This window comes from Mucilaginibacter sabulilitoris, from assembly GCF_034262375.1.
Taxonomy (GTDB): Bacteria; Bacteroidota; Bacteroidia; order Sphingobacteriales; family Sphingobacteriaceae; genus Mucilaginibacter; species Mucilaginibacter sabulilitoris.
Window position 1 is genome coordinate 2,444,637 of sequence record NZ_CP139558.1, and the last position, 20,649, is coordinate 2,465,285.

The window sequence follows — 20,649 nt, forward strand, 5'->3', positions numbered from 1 at the left end:
CAAGTATTGTTATATAACAGGCTCTTGTTGGCTCAGGCAATGGAAACTACCAAGCCCCCAAATAATATCTGTAGAATCAATGCCTATAACCTCATGGTCAGGGAAACATTGCTGCAATATGGCACATGCTTTATCGTCGTTTACAGAACGGTATGTGGGAACGATCACGGCCGAATTTGCAATATAAAAATTGGCATAAGACGCCGGCAAGCGGGTATCCTCATAAATCACCGCTTCGGGCATAGGCAGCTCAACAATGTTAAGCTGCTTGCCGTTGAGCAGGCGCATGGTTTTTAAGGCTTCCAGGTTTTCCTGCAGTATATGATAATTTTCGTCGTTTTTGTCTTCTTCAACTACGGTAACCACAGTATCCTCGTTTACAAAACGGGTAATATCATCAATATGGCCGTCGGTATCATCGCCAACAATGCCATCGCCCAGCCATAAAATTTGCTCGGCGCCATAATAATTGTGGAGATAGGTTTCTATCTGATCCTGGCTTAACAGCGGATTTCGGTTTTTATTAAGCAGACATGCTGTTGTGGTAAGGATGGTGCCTTTGCCGTTAAAATCAACAGAGCCGCCTTCCATCACAATACCGGGGTTAAATACCGGCAAATTAAAATGCTGACCTATTTTGGTAGGAATCACATCATCGAGGTCAAATGGCGGATATTTCCCACCCCAGGCGTTATACCCCCAGTCAATAATGGCTTTTTGTTTGGTTTCCGGATTGATCACAAACGCAGGTCCGTGATCACGGCACCAGGCATCGTTAGTGCCAAACTCAAACAGTTCCACGCATTCCATATCAACACTGGCAGTTTGTAGCTGAAAGGTTACAGACGCCTTCATTGCCTCGTCAGCCACGTTTATGCGTACGAGTTCGTTACGGGTTAAAATTTTAATAAATTCAATGTATGACGGGTACACCGTGTCCAGCTTTCCCGGCCATGAGGCTTCCTTATGCGGCCATGAAAGCCAGGTAGCGGTATGTTTAGCCCATTCGGCAGGAAAAAAAAATCCTTGTGAAGCAGGAGTTTGTATGGTAGATATATTTTGGCTCATTTAGGTTAATTAAATTTGTATGTCATTGCGAGCGCAGCGTGGCAATCTCATTGTGCATGTTCGGGCACTTTTTCGATAAGATTGCTTCGTGCCTCGCAATGACATGTTATATAAAGCCCTCTCCCTTTAGGGGAGGGTTGGGTGGGGCTAATCCTCGTCCAGTAAACGCTTAGTTATTGGCTGGTAACTGTCAATCCTGCGGTCGCGCAGAAACGGCCAGTGGCTCCTGTAATAGTCAGATTTGTCAAGGTCCAGCTCCTGTACTACTACCTCTTCCTCATTATGCGACGTTTGGTGAATAATCGCGCCAAAAGGGTTTGCAAAGAATGATCCCCCCCAGAATTTTACGCCGGCTTCTTCACCTACACGGTTAACGCTCACCACATGTATGCCGTTGGCTACAGCGTGCGAGCGTTGTATGGTTTGCCATGCATTGTATTGCTCAATATTGGTAGCCTCGTCCTGGGTAGTAGCCCAGCCAATAGCGGTTGGGTAAAACAATATATCGGCACCCATTAGTGCGGTGATACGGGCTGCTTCGGGATACCATTGGTCCCAGCAAATCAGTACGCCTAATTTACCATATTTGGTTTTAAACACTTTGTACCCCAGATCGCCGGGAGTGAAGTAAAATTTTTCGTAAAAGCCCGGATCGTCGGGGATATGCATTTTACGGTATTTGCCCAGGTAACTTCCGTCGGCATCTAAAACCGCTGTAGTGTTGTGGTAAACACCCTGTGCACGTTTTTCAAACAGCGAGGCAATGATCACCACATTAAGCTCGGCAGCTACCTTTGATAGCTCATCAGTTGATGGGCCGGGTATGGCTTCGGCCAGCTTAAAGTTGTCGTAATCTTCAACATCACAAAAATAAAGCGAGGTAAACAGCTCTTGTAAACAAACTATTTGTGCACCCTTTTCGGCGGCTTCCCTAACCTTAACAATAGCCTTTTGCAAGTTCTGCTGCTTATCGGCAGTGCAGCTCATTTGTACCAGGCCAACTTTTACTTTACTCATACTAATAAAATTTCCGCAAAAATAACAATAGATATGATGATTTTTGCTCAATTAATCAATGATTACATATTGCTGATGGTCAGGTTTTTTATTGTTTTGGCAAACTTTAGTTATATAAACTGCGTTGTTGAACCAATGTTGTTACAGTTTAAAAAAAAATTCATGTGTTCAATCAAATAATTAGCTTTGCAGCCAATGACAGAAGACGAAATAATTGACGAAGGTGCCGAGCATAAAACCTGGAAGGGTAAGCTTTGGGGCGTTATAAAAGTTATACTAATAATTGTTGTTACCGGTGGCCTGTTATACTGGGTTTTTAGCAAAGTGCCGTTTGCTAAAATAAAATTTCGCCTTGCGCATGCTAACCGTGCCTGGCTGACTGCAGCTATTCTTTGTTACGTGGGCTCAATGCTGTTTTCGTCATGGCGTTTACTTAGCTTCTTTAAATCTATTGGTCTTAAGCTTGATTGGCGTTTTAACCTCCGCTTGTATTTTTTAGGCTTGTGTTATAACGTATTATTACCCGGTGGCATAGGCGGCGATGGTTATAAAATTTACTTACTGCATAAAACCTATAAATTACCCACCAAAAAAGTTTTCTGGGCTATTTTGTTTGATAGACTAAGCGGCTTTTGGGCTATTGGCGCTATTGTGGTTGGCCTTATTATTTTAATTCCGAGTTTCCCGTATCATTTAGCAATTCCGCTAAGTATAGTTTCGGTGGGGTCTGTAATTTATTATTTTATTGCACGTAAATTTTTCAGGGATTATACCCATAATTTTTTCTCCGGCCATCTGAAAGCTATTGGTGTACAAAGTATGCAATTACTTGCCATTGTATGCTTGCTGCTTGCCCAGGATTTTAACGGCAAGTTTGCGCCTTACCTGTTATCATTTCTCTTCTCTTCATTAGCAGCAGTTATTCCGTTTAGTTTAGGCGGTGGCGGCATCAGAGATGCGCTTTTTTTAACCCTGGCACGTCAGTTTAATCTTACCGAAGATATGGCTGTTTACTTGAGCTTTGGCTTTTACCTCATCTCAATTATTGTTGCTTTAATTGGTATATATTATGTGATACGCCCAAAACGCCTTGAGCGGGGATTGCAAAAACCATCGGAATTTTCATTGGAAAATCAGCAATAAGCAGAATATTATTCTAATTTGAAAGCTATACTAAAATCATATTCCAAACTTTGCAAGTGAGGTAAGCATTTACTTAAATTGGCGTTCTATATATAAATTTAATTTATTAATGAGCCATTTTAATGATTTTAACAATCCGCAGGTTGCTGCGTTGCCCGGTCATTTAAAGCAATTTATAGTCGACCAGCATTATGAGCATTACACGCCCATTGATCATGCGGTTTGGCGATATGTAATGCGGCAAAATTACAGCTATCTTAAAGATGTAGCCTACTATCCATATATACCCGGCTTAACCAAAGCCGGGTTAACAATTGAGCGTATCCCCAATTTGCAGGAAATGAACAACGCGCTGGCCAAAATAGGCTGGGGCGCGGTTACCGTTGACGGCTTTATACCTCCGGCTGCGTTTATGGAATACCAGGCCTTCAGGGTACTGGTTATAGCTGCGGATATACGCCAGTTAAGGCATATTGAATACACCCCGGCTCCGGATATTATCCATGAGTCGGCAGGGCACGCGCCTATTATTGCTGATAAGGATTACCATGAATACTTGAGTTATTTTGGTTCGATAGGCGCTAAAGCCATGTTTTCGGCCCAGGATTTTGAATTGTATGAGGCTATTCGGGAACTCTCGATACTCAAGGAAATGCCCGATGCTGATGAGGAAGCCATTAAAAAGGCCGAAGAGTTGGTAGCTTATCGCCAGGAAAATATGGGCGAACCATCGGAAATGGCCCTACTGAGCCGCCTGCACTGGTGGACGGTAGAATACGGCCTCATTGGTACGCTGGAACAGCCTAAAATTTATGGCGCTGGCCTGCTCTCGTCAATAGGCGAAAGCTCGAGCTGCATGAACCCCGAAGTTGAAAAGCTATGGTACACCGCCGATGCGGTAAACTATAGTTATGATATTACCAAGCCGCAACCGCAACTTTTTGTAACGCCAACTTTTCAAAACCTGATAGACGTATTGGAAGAGTTTGCCAATACCATGTCGTTCAGGCGTGGCGGGACCTATGGTCTTACTAAAGCTGTTGAAAGTAAAAATACCTGTACCGCGGTTTACAGCTCAGGCTTACAGGTTTCGGGTATTATTACTGATTTTAAGTCAGATAAAGAAGGCAACCCGTACTTTATTAAAACTACACGGCCCACTGTTTTATCTTTAAATAATAAACAGTTGCCCGGTCATGGCAAAAATTATCACCAGGATGGTTTTAGCTCGCCGGTTGGCAAACTAAAAAATATTAATTCGCCTCTGGAAGACCTGTCGGAAGAAGAATTGGATAACATGGGTATAGCTAAAGGCAAAACAGCTACACTTGATTTTGAAAGCGGTATTACAGTTACCGGAACGGTAAAAACTGTTTTATCATTTTTGGATAAAACGCAGCTCATTACTTTTGCTGATTGTACGGTTATCGACAAAAAAGGCCAGGTGTTATTTGATCCATCATGGGGGGTATATGATATGGCGGTTGGAGAAAAAATAGTATCCGTTTTTTGTGGCGCTGCTGATAAAGAAGCTTTTGAGGACGTGGTTTACAAATCAAGAACGGCTACTCATCATGCCGACTACGATTTTAAAACCAAAGAGCTGCACAAGCTTTATCAGCAGGTTCGCAACTGCCGGTTAAAACAGGGCGACTATAGTTTTTTAGGCAATGTATGGCTAAAACTCCAAAGTAATCATCATAACGATTGGCTTTGCGCCCTCGAAATACTGGAAATGCTGGAGCACGAGAATATAGAACCGTTATTAGCTGCCGATATCAGACAGTTTCTGGAACAAAAGGCAAAGAATGAGCCCGAGTTAAAAAAACTCATAGCCGATGGTTTTTACCTAATAGCTTATCCCGTTGAACAAAAATTGGTATTTTAGGCGCGCGTCTATTAACAACATGTCGTATCATATTAATACCGATATGTCATTGCGAGGCACGAAGCAATCTCGTTTAGCAGGTCGATTCTGCACTGGTGAGATTGCCACGCTACGCTCGCGATGACATATTTGAAATTTTAAATTTTATTCCTTCTTTAGGGGTTAGAGGACTTATGAACATCATTATAACAGGCGCCAGCAGCGGCGTAGGATTTGAAGCTGTAATTGAACTGATACTTTCGGGCAGCCATAAGGTAATAGCGCTGGCCCGCTCACAGGATAAATTAGAACGTTTGCTGGAAATAGCCCACGGGCTTAATCCTGACTGCCAGCTTTTCGCCCTGAATTTTGACATTGTTCATGATGATTACGCGGGCCTGCAACAATTTATTGCCGCTAACTTTGATAACCGTGTAGATATTTTAATAAACAATGCCGGTGTACTTGTTAATAAACCTTTTACCGAATTATTGGAAAGTGATTTTGTAGAGATGCTGCAAAGTAATTTTATGGGTCACGTACGCATTATACAAGCACTGATACCCCTGATGCCAGCCGGCTCACATATCCTGAATATTGGCAGTATGGGCGGCTTTCAGGGGAGTACCAAATTTCCGGGACTATCTGCCTATTCGGCCAGTAAGGCTGCTTTACATACGCTAACCGAATGCCTGGCTCAGGAGCTAACCGAACAGGACATCAAAGTAAATTGCCTTGCACTCGGGTCGGCGCAAACTGAAATGCTGGAGAAAGCGTTCCCGGGTTACCAGTCGCCGGTATTGGCATTTGAAATGGGTAAATATGTTGCCGATTTCGCGCTTACCGGACATAAGTTCTTCAACGGGAAAGTGTTGCCTGTTGCTGCAACTACGCCTTAAGGAGAAACTGCATGTAAAAGCACCATAGTTCGGAGCGAACAGCCCATGTTGTTCACGTTCACAGGTGCGTGAACAGATATGAACATTGGTGAATATCTGATAATCAGTTATTTGCATTTTTGACCTTACTGCAAAATTTAACATAACTTGCTGTCTCCCTGCTGTCGCACCAAATCCATCAGGTTCTGCCTGCTTTCGTCCGAAGCTGATCCGTTGCAAGGAAAAATCCCGGAATCCCTTAATTTCATTAAACCCCGGTTCAGACAAAAAATCAACGAAATCAAAATAATCACTCAAAATCAACGGTCAAAATCCTATCTTTGCCCATGCAAGAAAAAATCCTCATTCTTGACTTTGGCTCGCAATTCACCCAACTTATAGCGCGCCGTGTCAGGGAGCTCAATATTTACTGTGAGATCCACCCCTTTAATCATTATCCCGAAATTGACAGCACTGTAAAAGGAATCATCTTATCCGGCAGTCCTTATTCTGTAAGGCAGGACGATGCTCCCCGTTTCGATTTTGAGCAGTTTCATACCACCCGGCCTATTTTAGGCGTTTGTTACGGTGCTCAGTATGTGGCGCATTTTCATGGGGGAGAGGTATTGCCATCAAGCACCCGCGAGTATGGCCGTGCCAACCTCGAATATATCAACAAAGAAAACCCACTGTTTAAAAATATTCCCGAAAGCTCACAGGTTTGGATGTCGCATGGCGATACCATCGACCGCATTGGCGATAATTTCGAGATCATTGCCAGTACCGATACTGTAAAGGTAGCGGCTTACCAGGTAACCGGAACCCAAACCTACGGTATACAGTTTCACCCCGAAGTAACTCATAGCATCGACGGCAAGCAATTGCTGGAGAACTTTTTGGTTGACATTTGCGGCTGCCATCAGGACTGGACACCCGATTCGTTTATTGAAACAACCATAACCGCCTTGCGCCAAAAACTGGGCGATGATAAAGTAGTGCTTGGCCTTTCAGGCGGTGTCGATTCATCGGTTGCTGCAGTGCTGCTGCACCAGGCTATCGGCAAAAATTTGCATTGCATATTTGTAGACAATGGTCTGCTGCGTAAAGACGAGTACGAGCAAGTGCTTGATTCTTACAAGCACATGGGGCTTAATATAAAAGGTATTGATGCCAAGCAGCGTTTTTATGACGCGCTGGCAGGCTTAACCGATCCGGAAAAGAAACGCAAAGCTATTGGCCGTGTGTTTATTGAAGTGTTTGATGATGCCGCACACGAGGTACAGGATGTAAAATGGTTAGGACAAGGAACTATTTACCCCGACGTTATTGAATCAGTTTCGGTAAAAGGACCATCGGCTACTATCAAATCGCACCATAATGTTGGCGGTTTGCCCGATTTTATGAAGCTTAAAGTAGTTGAACCGTTAAATACCCTATTTAAGGATGAAGTTAGGCGTGTAGGCAAGGCTTTAAACATTGATCCGAATATTTTAGGCAGGCACCCGTTCCCGGGTCCAGGATTGGCTATCAGGATTTTAGGTGATATTACACCAGAAAAAGTAGCTATATTGCAGGAGGCCGACGCAATTTATATCAACAATTTGCGATCATACGGTGTTTACGATAAGGTTTGGCAGGCCGGCGCTATATTTTTGCCGGTACAATCTGTAGGAGTTATGGGCGATGAACGTACCTATGAGAACGTGATTTGCCTGCGTGCTGTTGAATCATTGGATGGGATGACAGCTGATTGGTGCCATTTACCTTATGATCTGTTGGCCAAAATCTCTAACGAGATTATCAATAACGTAAAAGGAATTAACCGGGTAGTATATGATATCAGTTCAAAACCACCTGCTACCATTGAGTGGGAATAAATGGTTATTGTTTTTTATAACGGCGCTGATACTGGGTGCATGTTCGCCAAAGGTGCAGCCTGTATCAACGTCTGTAAAAAAGCAAACTGAAAAGCCCGAGACCAAAGCCGAAGAAAAAGCAGCTGCTAAGCCCGAATCAAAGGTTCATATCATATCCATGATATTACCGTTGGGACTTGATCATGTTGCACCCCGCAACTATAGCAGCGCAGGCTTAACCCAGGCCAACATGAGTGTGGAGTACTATCAGGGTTTTAAGCTCGCTTTAGATTCGCTGGCTGCGGGTGGAGCTAACTTTAAGCTGCAATTGTATGATTCAAAAGATGACGCTTCAGCGGCCCACAGTCTGGCCTATAATCCACAGATCAGGACAAGTGACCTCATTGTAGGACCGGTTTTTCCGGAGGGAATAAAGGTGTTCTCGGCTACTATGGGCCTTCGTGCGCCAATTTTATCGCCATTGTCGCCGTCTTCACCTGCCAACATAAAAAACAATAATCTCATTACCGCTATTACTCCGCTGGAATATCACGCCTGGGGAGCAGCGCAGTACATCAACGATAAAATAAAGCCCAAAAAAATATTTATACTGCGCTCGGGTTTTAGCCAGGAGAACGATTATGTAGTTAACTTTAAAAAGGCTATTGACAGTTTGGGCAAAAAGAAAGTAAAAGTTGTAAGTGTTGTGATTTCACGCGGGCAACTTGGAGGGTTAGTTCCGCAGTTGTCGAAAACAGATCAGAATGTATTTGTGATACCGGCTACAGATCAGGCATTTTTAGGAGTTACCCTGCGATCATTAGATACCTTGAATAAAAATTACCCGGTAACTTTGTTTGGGCACCCGAGCTGGGAAAAATTCAGTTTTTTAAAGACTGATATATTGCAACGGTTAAAAACACATATTACCTCAACAGATAAAATAAATTACAAGCAGGAAGCTACTGTTACTTTTTTGCGTAACTATCATAAAGCTTATCACGTTGAACCAACCGAATATGCTATAAAAGGCTTTGACGAGGGTTTGTATTTTGGCATGCAGCTTTTTGAAGGGAATAAAGGAATGACTGATTTGGATAAAACAGACTTTACCGGCATACATAACAACTTTCGCTTTGTGAAAAAAACTGGCTTGGGATGGGTGAATGCGCATGTAAATATATTAATGTACACTAACTTTGAGTTAAAAAAGGTAGAATGAAGGCTATAAACCAGCTTAAAACTTTTCAGCGAATATTGGGTGAATACCCAGCAGATACACCGCTAAGTAAGTTTTTACCCGGTTTTTACAGACAAAACAAACAAATGGGTTCAACCGACAGGCGCATTGCCAACCGGTTGATGTACAACTATTTCAGAATAGGAAAGGCGCTGCCCGATTTACCTGCCGACGAACGCCTGTTTATTGCGGAGTTTTTATGCAACACGCAAGTCAATTCCTTTTTACAAAACTTTAAACCTGAGTGGGCTGCCTGCATAGGTTTTAACGCCGATGATAAATTTGCCCTCGTAAAAACTGCATACCCTGATTTTAATTTAAACGATGTATTTCCGTGGGGTGCGGAGGTATCAGCAGATATTGATACGGATGCGTTTTTAAAATCATTTTTTACCCAGCCGGATCTTTTTATTCGTGTACGTAATGGCTATGACCACTTGGTTAAGGCCGAACTTACTAAAGCACAAATTGTATTTAAAGATGAGGGCAACGGATGTTTTTCCCTCCCTAACGGTACCCGTTTAGAAACCATATTCTCAAAACAACATTGGTTTGAGGTGCAGGACTTTTCATCGCAGCAAACCGGCGATTTTTTTAGGCCGCAGCGCTGGGATAGCTGGTGGGATGCCTGTGCGGCGTCGGGCGGTAAATCATTACTGCTGCATGAGGATGAACCCAACATTAAGCTGGTAGTGTCTGATATCCGCGAATCGGTACTGGCCAACCTCGATGAGCGTTTCCAGTTGGCGGGTTTAACCAAATATCAGAAAAAAGCGCTCGACCTTACTACCAACATCGACCAGGTTTTACATGATTACGCTTTTGATGGTATTATCCTTGACGCGCCCTGCAGCGGTTCCGGCACCTGGGGGCGCACACCGGAAATGATAGCGCAGTTTAATCCGCAGAAGATTGAATTTTTTCAGAAGCTACAGAAAAGTATAGCTCAAAACGTCGTAAAATATCTTAAACCGGGTAAACCCCTTATTTACATTACGTGCTCGGCATTTAAAGGCGAAAACGAAGATGTGGTCGACTTTATAGTTAACGAGCTTGGCCTTAAGCTGGAAGAGAGTACAGTATTGAAAGGCTACGAGCGCAAGGCCGATACTATGTTTGTAGCCCGTTTAACCGCCCCGGTTTCCTGAAGCATTTAAGCTTAAGCCTGTAACAATATAGGTAAACGGTTATCTTTATATTAAAAAATAATATGGACATCAAGCTGATCGACTCGGATAATATTATCATAGCCGAGATCATATCCAACACTATTGAGATTAATAATACCCAGGATGCGCTTGACATATTAGCAAACTGTGCTTATCAGGGCGCAGACAGGGTAATCATTTATCAGGAAAATATAACCGACGATTTCTTTGACCTGAAAACCACCCTTGCCGGTGATGTACTTCAAAAATTCTCCAATTACAGGGCGAAGCTGGCCATTGTTGGCGATTTTTCAAAATATAGCAGCAAAAGCCTGCGCGACTTTATTTATGAAAGCAACAAAGGTGGGCGTGTTAGTTTTGTAGCTACCAAAGACGAAGCCATAGTGGCGCTGGCAAAGTAATAGAGGAAATTATGAAAATAAATTTGTGCAACTGGTCGGTTGCGGTTATATTTGCAACTGATCGGTTGCGAATATAAAATGAGACGAGATATTTTCCAGGCTATTGCCGACCCAAGCAGAAGGGCAATTTTAAGTTTACTGGCATTACAGGCCATGACACCAAATGCTATTGCCGAACACTTCGATAGTACCAGGCAGGGTGTATCAAAACATATCCGTATCCTGACGGAGTGTGAAGTAATTAAGCCGCAGCAAACCGGAAGGGAAATTTATTACCATTTTAATCCAGAAAAGATGAAAGAAGTAGACTTATGGCTTGAGCGTTTCCGCAAATCGTGGGAAGATCGTTTTGATCAGTTAGACAACATATTAAAAGACCTATAAACTAATAAATATGACAACAGAAACAGTGATCTCAAAAGATCTGGCTAACAAAATGATCCATGTTACAAGAGGATTTGCCGCCCCCGTTGAAAAAGTATGGAAAGCATGGACCGAAAGTAGTATACTGGATAAATGGTGGGCCCCTAAACCCTGGAAAGCCGAAACCAAAAGCCTGGAATTTAAAGAAGGCGGAATGTGGTTATATCAAATGGTTGGCCCCAATGGCGAAGGATCATGGTGCCGGGTTGATTTTAAATCGGTAATTCCACAGCAAAGCTTCAGTTCAACCACCATGTTCTGCGACGAAAATGGCAACCCGGATGATTCATTTCCCGCTATGCACTGGCAGGCTAATTTTGAGTCAGTTGGAGGCGGTACCGAGATTAAAGTAGATATAACATTCGACAGTGAAGCCGATCTGGAGAAAATTGTTGCAATGGGCTTTGAAGCAGGCTTTACCATGGCGCTTGGCAACCTTGATGAATTGTTTAACGCTTAATTTTAATCACAATTATAAACTAATAAGGCCCCATTCCGAAAGGAATGGCCTTATTAGTTTCATCCATATTGCAATTCAAAAAGCTCCCCCTTCAGGGGGCTTGGGGGGCCTATAAGTGCGTATTGCTCCTGAATAATTTTATAGCTATGGCCAGCAGTATAATACCGAAGGCTTTACGCAATATACTGAGCCCTATAGGGCCAAGTAGTTTTTCAATCCATTTTACATTTTTGAGCACTATATAAACTACCAGGGTATTTAATATGATGCCCATCAGTATATTCTGGGTTTGGTACTGCGATTTTAAAGAGAGTAGGGTAGTCATGGTTCCTGCGCCTGCGATGAGCGGGAAGGCTAAAGGTACAATAGAAGCCGACAGCGGAACTTCCTCCTTGAAGAAATCCACACCTAATATCATTTCCATCGCTATAATAAATATAACCAGCGAGCCCGCTATGGCAAAAGATGCCACATCCAACCCAATAATGGCCAGCAGTTCATCGCCCACAAATAAAAACACCACCATTAAAACCAATACGGCTATACTGGCCTTTTCCGATTCGATATGCCCCACACGCTGCCTTACCTGGATAATTACGGGTATGGCACCCAAAATATCAATAATGGCGAAAAGGATCATGGTAACGGATAGTACCTCTCTGAAAATTAATGGGTGCATGATTATACTGTTTTTATTCTTTTGATTTTAACCGGAAGCTGAGTAATAGCGCGATTAAAATATAAAAGGAAGATAAGAAGAAAATACCATGTACAGAAATCAAAGCCGCGAACCCGGCAGTTACCGGGCCCAGTGTTTGCCCTATGGATGCGTAGGACTGATTGATGCCTAAAATTTTGCCCTGTTCGTTCTGATCTATCCGGTCGGCAATAAGGGCATTGATCATTGGGTTACGCAAGCCGTTGAATAAACCGTATACGCAAATGCCTATAGTAAATGTAATAAACTCGTTAGTAAGCCCGGTAATAAACATGGCAGCCAGGCACATCATGGTTGAAAGGAGCAGGATGGTGGCTTTTGACGAGAACCATTTGGTAAGCAGCGGCACGCTCAGCTGCATAATAATGCCGCTTACGCCAAAACCGGCATATAAAATGCCTATTTGTGTTGGGTTTATTTGTAGTACATCAACACTAAATGTTTGGAAACCAATAATCATGGTAAACTGCGCCATGGTAAGCATAAACCCGGTGAACACCGCGGTACCTATTAAAGGACGTTTTAGAGTAGTAACAAGGGCTGACAATTTAAAATTTGTTTTACCATTTAGCCTTTTATCGGGATCGGTGTGATTAGTTTCTTTCAGGAAAAAAATAGTGCATAACGTACCGATAAGCGAAATGCAGGCGGCAAAAAAGAATGGTGCCTGCGGACCGAACTTATTGAGCAAACCACCAATGGCCGGGCCAATTACAAAGCCAAAGCCAAATGCCGAACTCAGGATGCCAAACTTTTTTGCCCTGTTTTGTGGTGTTGCCGTGTCAGATACCATAGCCTGTGCTACAGACACGTTACCGCCGGTAAGGCCGTCAAGAATACGGGCCGAAAACAGCATGAATATACTGCCTGCCCAGGCAAACATCAGGAACGAGAGACAGGTACCCGCAAGGCTGATGATGAGCACGGGTTTACGTCCCCATTTATCAGACAGCGAACCTAGAACGGGGGTGGCGAAAAATTGAGCTACGGAGAACGAGGCGGTTAGAATACCCAGTGTTTCGCCGGTTATGCCAAATGTTTTACCATAAGTGTACAGCACCGGCACTATAATGCCAAAACCCAGCGAGTTAATGATGCAAACAAATATTAATACCCAAAGATTTTTATCCCTCATGAATTGGCCTTACCTGTCGGTTATAAAAGATAAGGTAACAAAAAAGGTTCTGAAAAATCAGAACCTTTTTTTATTTGGGACATAAAATATGTAATTATTCCATAAATTTTGGATTGATAGGATCTTCAGCAGCTTCTACCTTACCATGACGAACATGCGAGCGTTTAATGCTGTAACCAAAGTAAATGATAAAACCAATCAGCAGCCAAACAATAAGCCTGGCCCAGTTTTCCCAGCCTTCACTGGCAATCATACATAAACAGATAACGGCGCCCAGTGGGCAAACGATCATATAAGCAGGTGTCTGGAATGGGCGCTTGATGTCAGGATCAGTCCTGCGGAGGATGAATATACCGATACAAACCAGTACGAAAGCGAATAACGTACCAATGCTTACCATATCGCCTACGTATTTATCAGGAATAAAGCCTGCAAATAAGGATACGAACACGAAAAACAACCATTGTGATTTATAAGGCGTGCGGAATTTAGGGTGTAATTTGGAAAATACTTTGGGAATTAAACCATCGGTGCTCATGGTGTAGAAAACGCGGGTTTGGCCCATCAACATCACCAGGATAACCGAAGAGAAACCGGCAAGGATAGATACCGTAACAAATGAGGCCAGCCATCCGTAGCCAGGCATTGCGGTTTTAATGGCATAACTAACAGAAGCCTCTTTACCTTGTATCAGGAAGTCTTTGTATGATACTAAACCGGTAAGTACATGTGAAAATAATATATAAAGCGCTGTACAGAAAACCAATGAAATCAGGATACCTTTTGGCATATCCCTTTGCGGATTTTTAGCTTCCTGAGCTGCTGTGGAAACAGCATCAAACCCGATGAACGCAAAGAATACCACACTGGCGCCGCGTAAAACACCCAGCCAGCCGTGATTAAACGTATCGCCATAATCAACTACACCTGTACTTACTTTAACAGTACCAGCGTCTGCAGGGATCATGTATGGCGTATGGAAAGCCGGGTTAATAAAGCTCCATCCTAAACCAATGATCATTAATACAATGGCTACCTTAACAATTACAATAATGTTGTTAACCAGCGCCGATTCTGCAGTACCGCGAATTAATAACAAGGTTAAAACAAGTACGATAAATATGGCAGGCAGGTTTATAAGGCCCCTGGTGCCTAACTCGGCGGCATACATACCGGCGGTAGTATTGGATACCTCAAAAAAGGAGTGTGTCCATTGATAGGGTATATGGAAATTGAAAAATGTCGATAAAAACTCATTAAAATACTGCGACCAGCCTATGGATACTGTAGCTGCGCCGAGCGCGTATTCCAATACCAAATCCCAGCCAATGATCCAGGCAATAAATTCACCCATGGTAGCATAAGAATAGGTGTAGGCCGATCCTGCGATAGGGATCATACTGGCAAATTCTGCATAGCATAAACCGGCCAGCGCGCAACCAGCGGCTGCTATAAGAAATGATATGGTAACGGCCGGACCTGCATGCTCGCCCGCTGCGGCGGCAGTACGCACAAAAATACCGGCCCCAATAATGGCACCAATACCCAGGGCTATAAGCGATCCAACGCCTAAGGTTCTTTTCAGCGATTTTTCTGTTTCTGCCGAAGCAGCCATTAGTTGCTGAATAGGTTTCTTAATAAATAACTTCATTTTGAAATAGTAAGATCAGTAGTAAAATTTAAAAATTCACATTCCCCCAAACGTACTTAAATTTATTTAAATCTTAAAGAGCCGAATGTAACAATGAAATAATGAGGTATTTCCAAATAAAAATGCGAAAAACCCAGTAAATCTATAGGAAATCCTGCTTTTTGCTATTTTAATGTAAGTGCCTCAGTTGCAGTATGAGTTGGTGAAACGAGGTGTTTGAGTAACACTTTGGTTTTTTAAGAAAATTAAAGCTTATGACAGGGGTATTACCGTGAAATATAATCTTTTACTCATAAAGATGGTTGACATATAAAGAGAAAGGCGCCCCTGAAAAGAGCGCCTTTCTCGAAAAGTTTCAATACAAATTATAATTTCTTATCAGCCTTGATCACCATATGGGTGTTCATTGATTGTTTATGTATTTCCCTTTGAATACGTGGACTGGTATCAACCAGATGATTCAAATGCGGTGCGATAACCAATGACACTATCGACATCAGTTTAATCAGAATGTTCATTGACGGGCCGGAAGTATCTTTGAACGGATCGCCTACGGTATCACCGGTTACAGATGCCTTATGAGGGTCTGATTTTTTATAATGAACCTCGCCATTGATCTCGACACCTTTTTCAAATGATTTTTTGGCGTTATCCCATGCACCACCGGCATTGCTCTGGAAAATACCCATCAGCACACCTGATACGGTAACACCGGCCAGCAAACCACCTAATACTTCGGGTCCGAAAGCGAAACCAATAATAACAGGGGTAATCAGCGCAATTAAGCCCGGGGCAACCATTTCACGGATAGAAGCTTTGGTTGATATGGCCACGCATTTTTCATATTCGGGTTTGGCTTTATATTCCATAATGCCGGGTATTTCGCGAAACTGGCGCCTTACCTCTTCAACCATGGCCATAGCCGCACGGCCCACCGCCGATATACACAGGGCCGAGAAAATGAAGGGGATCATGCCGCCTACAAATAAGCCGGCTAATACATCGGCTTTATAAATATCAATGTGCTCAATACCCGCAACACCCACAAAGGCCGCGAATAAGGCCAGTGAGGTTAACGCGGCCGACGCGATGGCAAATCCCTTGCCTGTAGCTGCTGTAGTGTTTCCTACAGCATCCAGGTTATCTGTACGGTGACGTACTTCCTCGGGTAAGCGGCTCATTTCGGCAATACCACCGGCATTATCGGCAATAGGGCCAAAAGCGTCAATGGCAAGCTGCATAGCTGTAGTTGCCATCATACCCGCGGCCGCTATAGATACGCCGTACAAACCGGCGAAGTGATAAGAACCATAAATACCTGAGGCTAAAACCAAGATAGGCAACACGGTTGATTCCATGCCCACGGCTAAACCCCCAATAATATTGGTAGCGTGACCGGTTGACGACTGGCGGATGATGCTCAGTACCGGGCGTTTACCCATAGCGGTATAATATTCCGTAATAATTGACATTAAGGTACCCACTATCAATCCCACAACAATCGACATGAAAACGCCATTTTTGGTGAATATCAGTGAGCCTGCTTTAATATTGCCGTTAACCTCATCGCGCGACATGTGGAACTCCCCGGCAGGCAGCATCCATTGCACCACAAAATAGGTGGCTATGGCGGTTAATATAATGGATGCCCAGTTGCCCATGTTCAGCGCTTTTTGTACGCTATCGTTCTCGTTTTTAATTTTTACAAATGATGCGCCAACTATAGAAAATATCAAACCTAAACCAGCTATCACCATAGGCAATAATACCGGGGCTATGCCACCAAAAGCATCATGCGAAACAATTTCACGGCCCAGTACCATGGTAGCCAGCATAGTGGCTACGTATGAGCCAAATAAGTCGGCACCCATGCCAGCAACGTCACCTACGTTATCACCTACGTTATCGGCAATGGTTGCGGGGTTGCGCACGTCATCCTCAGGGATACCGGCCTCAACCTTACCCACCAAATCGGCGCCTACGTCGGCTGCTTTGGTATAAATACCACCGCCTACACGCGCAAATAAAGCTATTGATTCGGCTCCTAATGAAAATCCGGCCAAAACATCGAGCGCTTTTGCCATAGCCTCGCTGTTAACATCAAGTCCCTGGCTTTTAACATAAAAAGTGTAAAAAACGATAAATAGCGAACCTAAACCAATAATGGCCAGGCCGGCAACACCTAAACCCATTACCGTACCGCCGGTAAAGGAAACCCTTAGCGCTTTGGCAAGGCTGCTGCGGGCAGCCTGTGTTGTACGCACGTTGGCTTTGGTAGCAATGCGCATACCCAGAAAGCCAGCGAAGGCCGATAAAAATGCGCCCACCACAAATGATATGGCAATCACCGGGCTCGAAGTTGCTACTGTAGTACCAGAATAAGCCAATAATATACCTGCAATAATTACGAAATAGCTTAGTATTTTCCACTCCGCACGTAAAAAAGCCATGGCACCGTCGGCAATATAGCCGGCCAGTTGGGCCATGTCGCCGTCGCCCGCTTCCTGTTTGGTAACCCAGGCGGCTTTAACCGCCATAGCAATGATGCCAATAAGGCCCATTACCGGGATTAAATAAATTAAGTAATTGTTCAAAAAATCCATGTTCACAAATTTGGTTTATAAAGTAGTTCAGTAAAAGTTGTTTAGGTACACGTGTAATAATTGGTGATTGCAAAATAGTAATTTTATTTATTTACAATAGCCTGCTTATTATAAAGTTTTTTGAATAGTTTAGAGGTTTAAACCTTTTAAATAATATATGGCGAAAAACTCCGGTCAAACAAAAATGAAACATGAACTGGGCCTGCTCGATGGTACAATGCTGGTAGCAGGTTCAATGATAGGTTCAGGTATATTTATTGTAAGTGCGGATATTATACGCAATGTAGGTTCAGCAGGTTGGCTTATTGCTATTTGGGTGTTAACTGGTTTTATGACACTCACCGCTGCCCTGAGCTATGGCGAACTAAGCGGCATGTTCCCCAAAGCAGGCGGTCAGTATGTTTATTTAAAGGAAGCTTATAATAAGTTCATTGCTTTTTTATATGGCTGGAGTTTATTTGCAGTAATACAAACCGGAACTATAGCGGCCGTAGGAGTGGCTTTCAGCAAGTTTACTGCTTACCTCATACCTGCCTTTAGCGAAGACAATATTTTGTGGAAACTAAAAACGGGCGTTGACGCTACCGGGCAGGATAAGTTTTTCGCTATCAGCGCAGCACAGGTTGTATCCATTATACTCATCGTCTTTTTAACTTTTGTAAACACCCGGGGCGTAAAAAGCGGTAAAATCATTCAAACTACTTTCACGTTGACTAAGTTGATCAGTTTATTTGGGTTGATCATATTTGGTTTTATTATGCTCAAGCCAGATGTATGGCACGCCAACTGGACAAATGCCTGGGACCTGCATAATTTAAGTAAGGACGGCACCATTACCAGTTTAACAACCGGAACAGCTTTAGGTGCTATAGCTGCTGCAATGGTGGGTTCTATTTTTAGCAGTGATGCTTGGAACAGTGTAACTTTTATTGCCGGCGAAATGAAAAACCCCAAGCGAGATGTGGCGCTAAGTCTGGCTTTTGGTACATTGATCGTTACGGTAATTTATGTGTCGGCTAACGTGGTTTATACCGGAGTACTTCCCCTGCATGATATTGCTAATGCTGAGAAAGACAGGGTAGCTGTTGCGGCATCACATGTAATATTTGGCAATATAGGCACCATTATTATTGCTTTAATGATTATGGTATCAACTTTTGGTTGTAATAATGGGTTGATATTATCTGGAGCACGAGTTTATTATACTATGGCTAAAGATGGATTGTTTTTTAAACAAACGGGTACGCTGAATAAGTTTTCGGTTCCGCAGTTTGGTTTGTGGATACAATGTGTAGTAGCATCATTGCTTTGTTTAAGCGGCAGATATGGCGACCTGTTGGATATGATATCGTTTGTGGTAGTGATATTTTACATATTAACTATTGTAGGTATTTATATTTTGCGCAAAAAGCGGCCGGATGCAGAACGACCTTATAAGGCATTAGGATACCCCATTTTACCCGCCATTTATATTTTAATGGGTCTGGCGTTTTGCGGTTTGCTATTTGCATATAAGCGTGATTACGCTTTATATGGATTAGTAATAGTATTAATTGGCATCCCATTATATTACATATCGCAACGGAACGTTAAGCATGAGGATGAAACGGTTACTGATAGTTAGTTTATTTATTATAAGCGGGCAGGTTTACGCCCAGGATCTTCAACAAAAACTGGCCAATGCCTTTGGTCGTTTACAAGCCGATAGCCAATGCAGTTATGCTTCGGTGTCGTTAACAGTACTTGATGCTAAAACTGGCGAACAGGTGTTTGCTGCTAACCCCAATATGGGTTTGGCTACCGCATCGACATTAAAAACCATTACCAGCATTACCGCCTTCAATATTTTAGGAGCCGATTTTAAATACCAGACCCAGCTGGGTTACTCCGGCGAAATAGTTGCCGATGGCACCCTTAACGGCGACGTGATTATTAAAGGAGCCGGTGACCCAACCCTAGGCAGCTGGCGGTACGACCAAACCAAAGAGGCCAATGTGCTTGCGCTGATGACCGCCGCATTGCAAAAAGCAGGCATCAAAAAAATCAACGGCCGCATTATTGGCGACGATAGTATCTTCGGCACACAGTCCATCCCGGAAGGGTGGATATGGCAGGATGTTGGGAATTACTACGGCGCGGGTACATCAGGTTTGTGCTGGCGCGAAAATCAGTTTGATATTAAATTGCGTACCGGAGTGGTGGGTAACCCTATCGGTGTATCGCGCACGGTACCCAATATTCCATACCTCACGTTTAAAAGCGAGCTGACAAATGGTTCAGCAGGTTCTGGTGATAATGCCTACGCGTTTTTGCCTGTGGGTACAACGGTAATGTACCTGCGTGGCACTTACGCTATAGATCAGGATAAAAAAAGTATATCCGCAGCTATACCCGATGCTGCTTATGACGCTGCCCTGCGCCTGGCCGATACCCTAAAAAAATTAGGTATTCTGGTAACCAGCGGTCCCGAATCTGCGGCCACTTTAGCTGCCAAAGATATGCGGCTGCCCTTGATGGCTAAAAACCTGACCACCATTCAATCGCCGCCATTGAGCAGGATTGTTTACTGGCTTAATCAGAAAAGTATAAACCTGTATGCCGAGCAATTGCTTAAAACCATTGCCTGGAAACAGGGGCGTAAACCCACTACGACCAACGGTGTTGACGAAGTGCAAAAATTCTGGAAAGCAAGGGGTATCGATCCAAATACTATCAATACTTATGATGGCAGCGGCCTTTCGCCTGGTGACCGGGTAACTACCAATACCATGGCCCGTATATTGCAATCGGCCAAAAAGGAGAGCTGGTTTGCCGACTTGTACACAAGTTTGCCTGTATACAACAATATGAAAATGAAAAGCGGCAGCATTAACAGTGTGCTGTGTTATGCTGGCTATCAAACCTATAATGGTCGTGAGTTGTGTTTCTCTATCATGGTAAATAATTTCAGCGGGTCAAGTCGCGGTATTAAGGAAAAAATGTTCAGGGTGCTGGATGTGCTGAAATAGCCAATAGATTGG

Annotated in this window: 17 protein-coding genes; 11 read left to right on the top strand and 6 right to left on the bottom strand. The window is 43.4% G+C overall.

The features are described 5' to 3' along the window. Nucleotides 1–9 precede the first annotated feature (9 nt). On the bottom strand, nucleotides 10–1,068 hold the full coding sequence (locus SNE25_RS10520) for an agmatine deiminase family protein (protein ID WP_321565055.1): 1,059 nt from the start codon (nucleotides 1,066–1,068) through the stop codon (nucleotides 10–12). A gap of 147 nt (nucleotides 1,069–1,215) precedes the next feature. Further along, nucleotides 1,216–2,085: a carbon-nitrogen hydrolase gene (locus tag SNE25_RS10525; RefSeq protein WP_321565056.1), complete on the bottom strand. Its 870-nt coding sequence runs from the start codon at nucleotides 2,083–2,085 to the stop codon at nucleotides 1,216–1,218. 195 nt (nucleotides 2,086–2,280) lie between these two features. Between SNE25_RS10525 and SNE25_RS10530 the strand changes: the two genes are divergently transcribed. The 9 genes from SNE25_RS10530 to SNE25_RS10570 all read left to right on the top strand — a co-directional run bounded on the left by SNE25_RS10530 (nucleotide 2,281) and on the right by SNE25_RS10570 (nucleotide 11,522). After that, a complete protein-coding gene (locus SNE25_RS10530) occupies nucleotides 2,281–3,228 on the top strand; it encodes a lysylphosphatidylglycerol synthase transmembrane domain-containing protein (protein WP_321565057.1) in 948 nt (315 codons plus the stop codon). A gap of 109 nt (nucleotides 3,229–3,337) precedes the next feature. After that, nucleotides 3,338–5,116, top strand: a complete 1,779-nt coding sequence (locus SNE25_RS10535; protein WP_321565058.1) for an aromatic amino acid hydroxylase — start codon at nucleotides 3,338–3,340, stop codon at nucleotides 5,114–5,116. A gap of 173 nt (nucleotides 5,117–5,289) precedes the next feature. Next, nucleotides 5,290–5,994: an SDR family NAD(P)-dependent oxidoreductase gene (locus SNE25_RS10540; RefSeq protein ID WP_321565059.1), complete on the top strand. Its 705-nt coding sequence runs from the start codon at nucleotides 5,290–5,292 to the stop codon at nucleotides 5,992–5,994. Nucleotides 5,995–6,320: 326 nt separating this feature from the next. Continuing rightward, nucleotides 6,321–7,850 carry a glutamine-hydrolyzing GMP synthase gene (gene guaA / locus SNE25_RS10545; RefSeq protein ID WP_321565060.1) on the top strand — a complete coding sequence of 510 codons (1,530 nt, stop codon included), beginning with the start codon at nucleotides 6,321–6,323 and terminating at the stop codon, nucleotides 7,848–7,850. After that, entirely contained in the window at nucleotides 7,807–9,051 is a 1,245-nt protein-coding gene (locus SNE25_RS10550; RefSeq protein ID WP_321565061.1) for an ABC transporter substrate-binding protein, read from the top strand. Before guaA ends, SNE25_RS10550 begins: the two co-directional genes overlap by 44 nt. Further along, nucleotides 9,048–10,217 (top strand): RsmB/NOP family class I SAM-dependent RNA methyltransferase, encoded by a 1,170-nt coding sequence (locus SNE25_RS10555; RefSeq protein ID WP_321565062.1) that lies wholly within the window; start codon nucleotides 9,048–9,050, stop codon nucleotides 10,215–10,217. The genes SNE25_RS10550 and SNE25_RS10555 overlap by 4 nt, the downstream gene beginning before the upstream one ends. Nucleotides 10,218–10,279: 62 nt before the next feature. Further along, entirely contained in the window at nucleotides 10,280–10,639 is a 360-nt protein-coding gene (locus tag SNE25_RS10560; protein WP_321565063.1) for a DUF4180 domain-containing protein, read from the top strand. A gap of 78 nt (nucleotides 10,640–10,717) precedes the next feature. Next, nucleotides 10,718–11,023: an ArsR/SmtB family transcription factor gene (locus SNE25_RS10565; protein ID WP_321565064.1), complete on the top strand. Its 306-nt coding sequence runs from the start codon at nucleotides 10,718–10,720 to the stop codon at nucleotides 11,021–11,023. Between the two features lie 10 nt (nucleotides 11,024–11,033). Then, entirely contained in the window at nucleotides 11,034–11,522 is a 489-nt protein-coding gene (locus SNE25_RS10570; RefSeq protein ID WP_321565065.1) for an SRPBCC family protein, read from the top strand. A gap of 109 nt (nucleotides 11,523–11,631) precedes the next feature. Here the strand turns inward: SNE25_RS10570 and SNE25_RS10575 are convergent, their stop codons facing one another. The 4 genes from SNE25_RS10575 to SNE25_RS10590 all read right to left on the bottom strand — a co-directional run bounded on the left by SNE25_RS10575 (nucleotide 11,632) and on the right by SNE25_RS10590 (nucleotide 17,629). Further along, the gene (locus tag SNE25_RS10575; protein ID WP_321565066.1) at nucleotides 11,632–12,201 is read right to left on the bottom strand and encodes a MarC family protein; all 570 of its coding nucleotides are present in this window, start codon (nucleotides 12,199–12,201) and stop codon (nucleotides 11,632–11,634) included. A 13-nt stretch (nucleotides 12,202–12,214) separates the two neighbouring features. Then, the gene (locus SNE25_RS10580) at nucleotides 12,215–13,375 is read right to left on the bottom strand and encodes an MFS transporter (protein ID WP_321565067.1); all 1,161 of its coding nucleotides are present in this window, start codon (nucleotides 13,373–13,375) and stop codon (nucleotides 12,215–12,217) included. Between the two features lie 94 nt (nucleotides 13,376–13,469). Continuing rightward, nucleotides 13,470–15,026 carry an amino acid permease gene (locus SNE25_RS10585; RefSeq protein WP_321565068.1) on the bottom strand — a complete coding sequence of 519 codons (1,557 nt, stop codon included), beginning with the start codon at nucleotides 15,024–15,026 and terminating at the stop codon, nucleotides 13,470–13,472. 365 nt (nucleotides 15,027–15,391) lie between these two features. Beyond that, entirely contained in the window at nucleotides 15,392–17,629 is a 2,238-nt protein-coding gene (locus SNE25_RS10590) for a sodium-translocating pyrophosphatase (protein ID WP_321565069.1), read from the bottom strand. A gap of 157 nt (nucleotides 17,630–17,786) precedes the next feature. On the opposite strand from SNE25_RS10590, the gene SNE25_RS10595 reads away from it, so the two are divergent. Together SNE25_RS10595 and dacB are read left to right on the top strand one after the other, a co-directional pair. After that, nucleotides 17,787–19,253, top strand: coding sequence for an APC family permease (locus tag SNE25_RS10595; protein ID WP_321565070.1), 1,467 nt, complete (start codon nucleotides 17,787–17,789; stop codon nucleotides 19,251–19,253). Next, the gene (gene dacB, locus SNE25_RS10600; RefSeq protein ID WP_321565071.1) at nucleotides 19,231–20,637 is read left to right on the top strand and encodes a D-alanyl-D-alanine carboxypeptidase/D-alanyl-D-alanine endopeptidase; all 1,407 of its coding nucleotides are present in this window, start codon (nucleotides 19,231–19,233) and stop codon (nucleotides 20,635–20,637) included. Before SNE25_RS10595 ends, dacB begins: the two co-directional genes overlap by 23 nt. Nucleotides 20,638–20,649 lie beyond the last annotated feature (12 nt).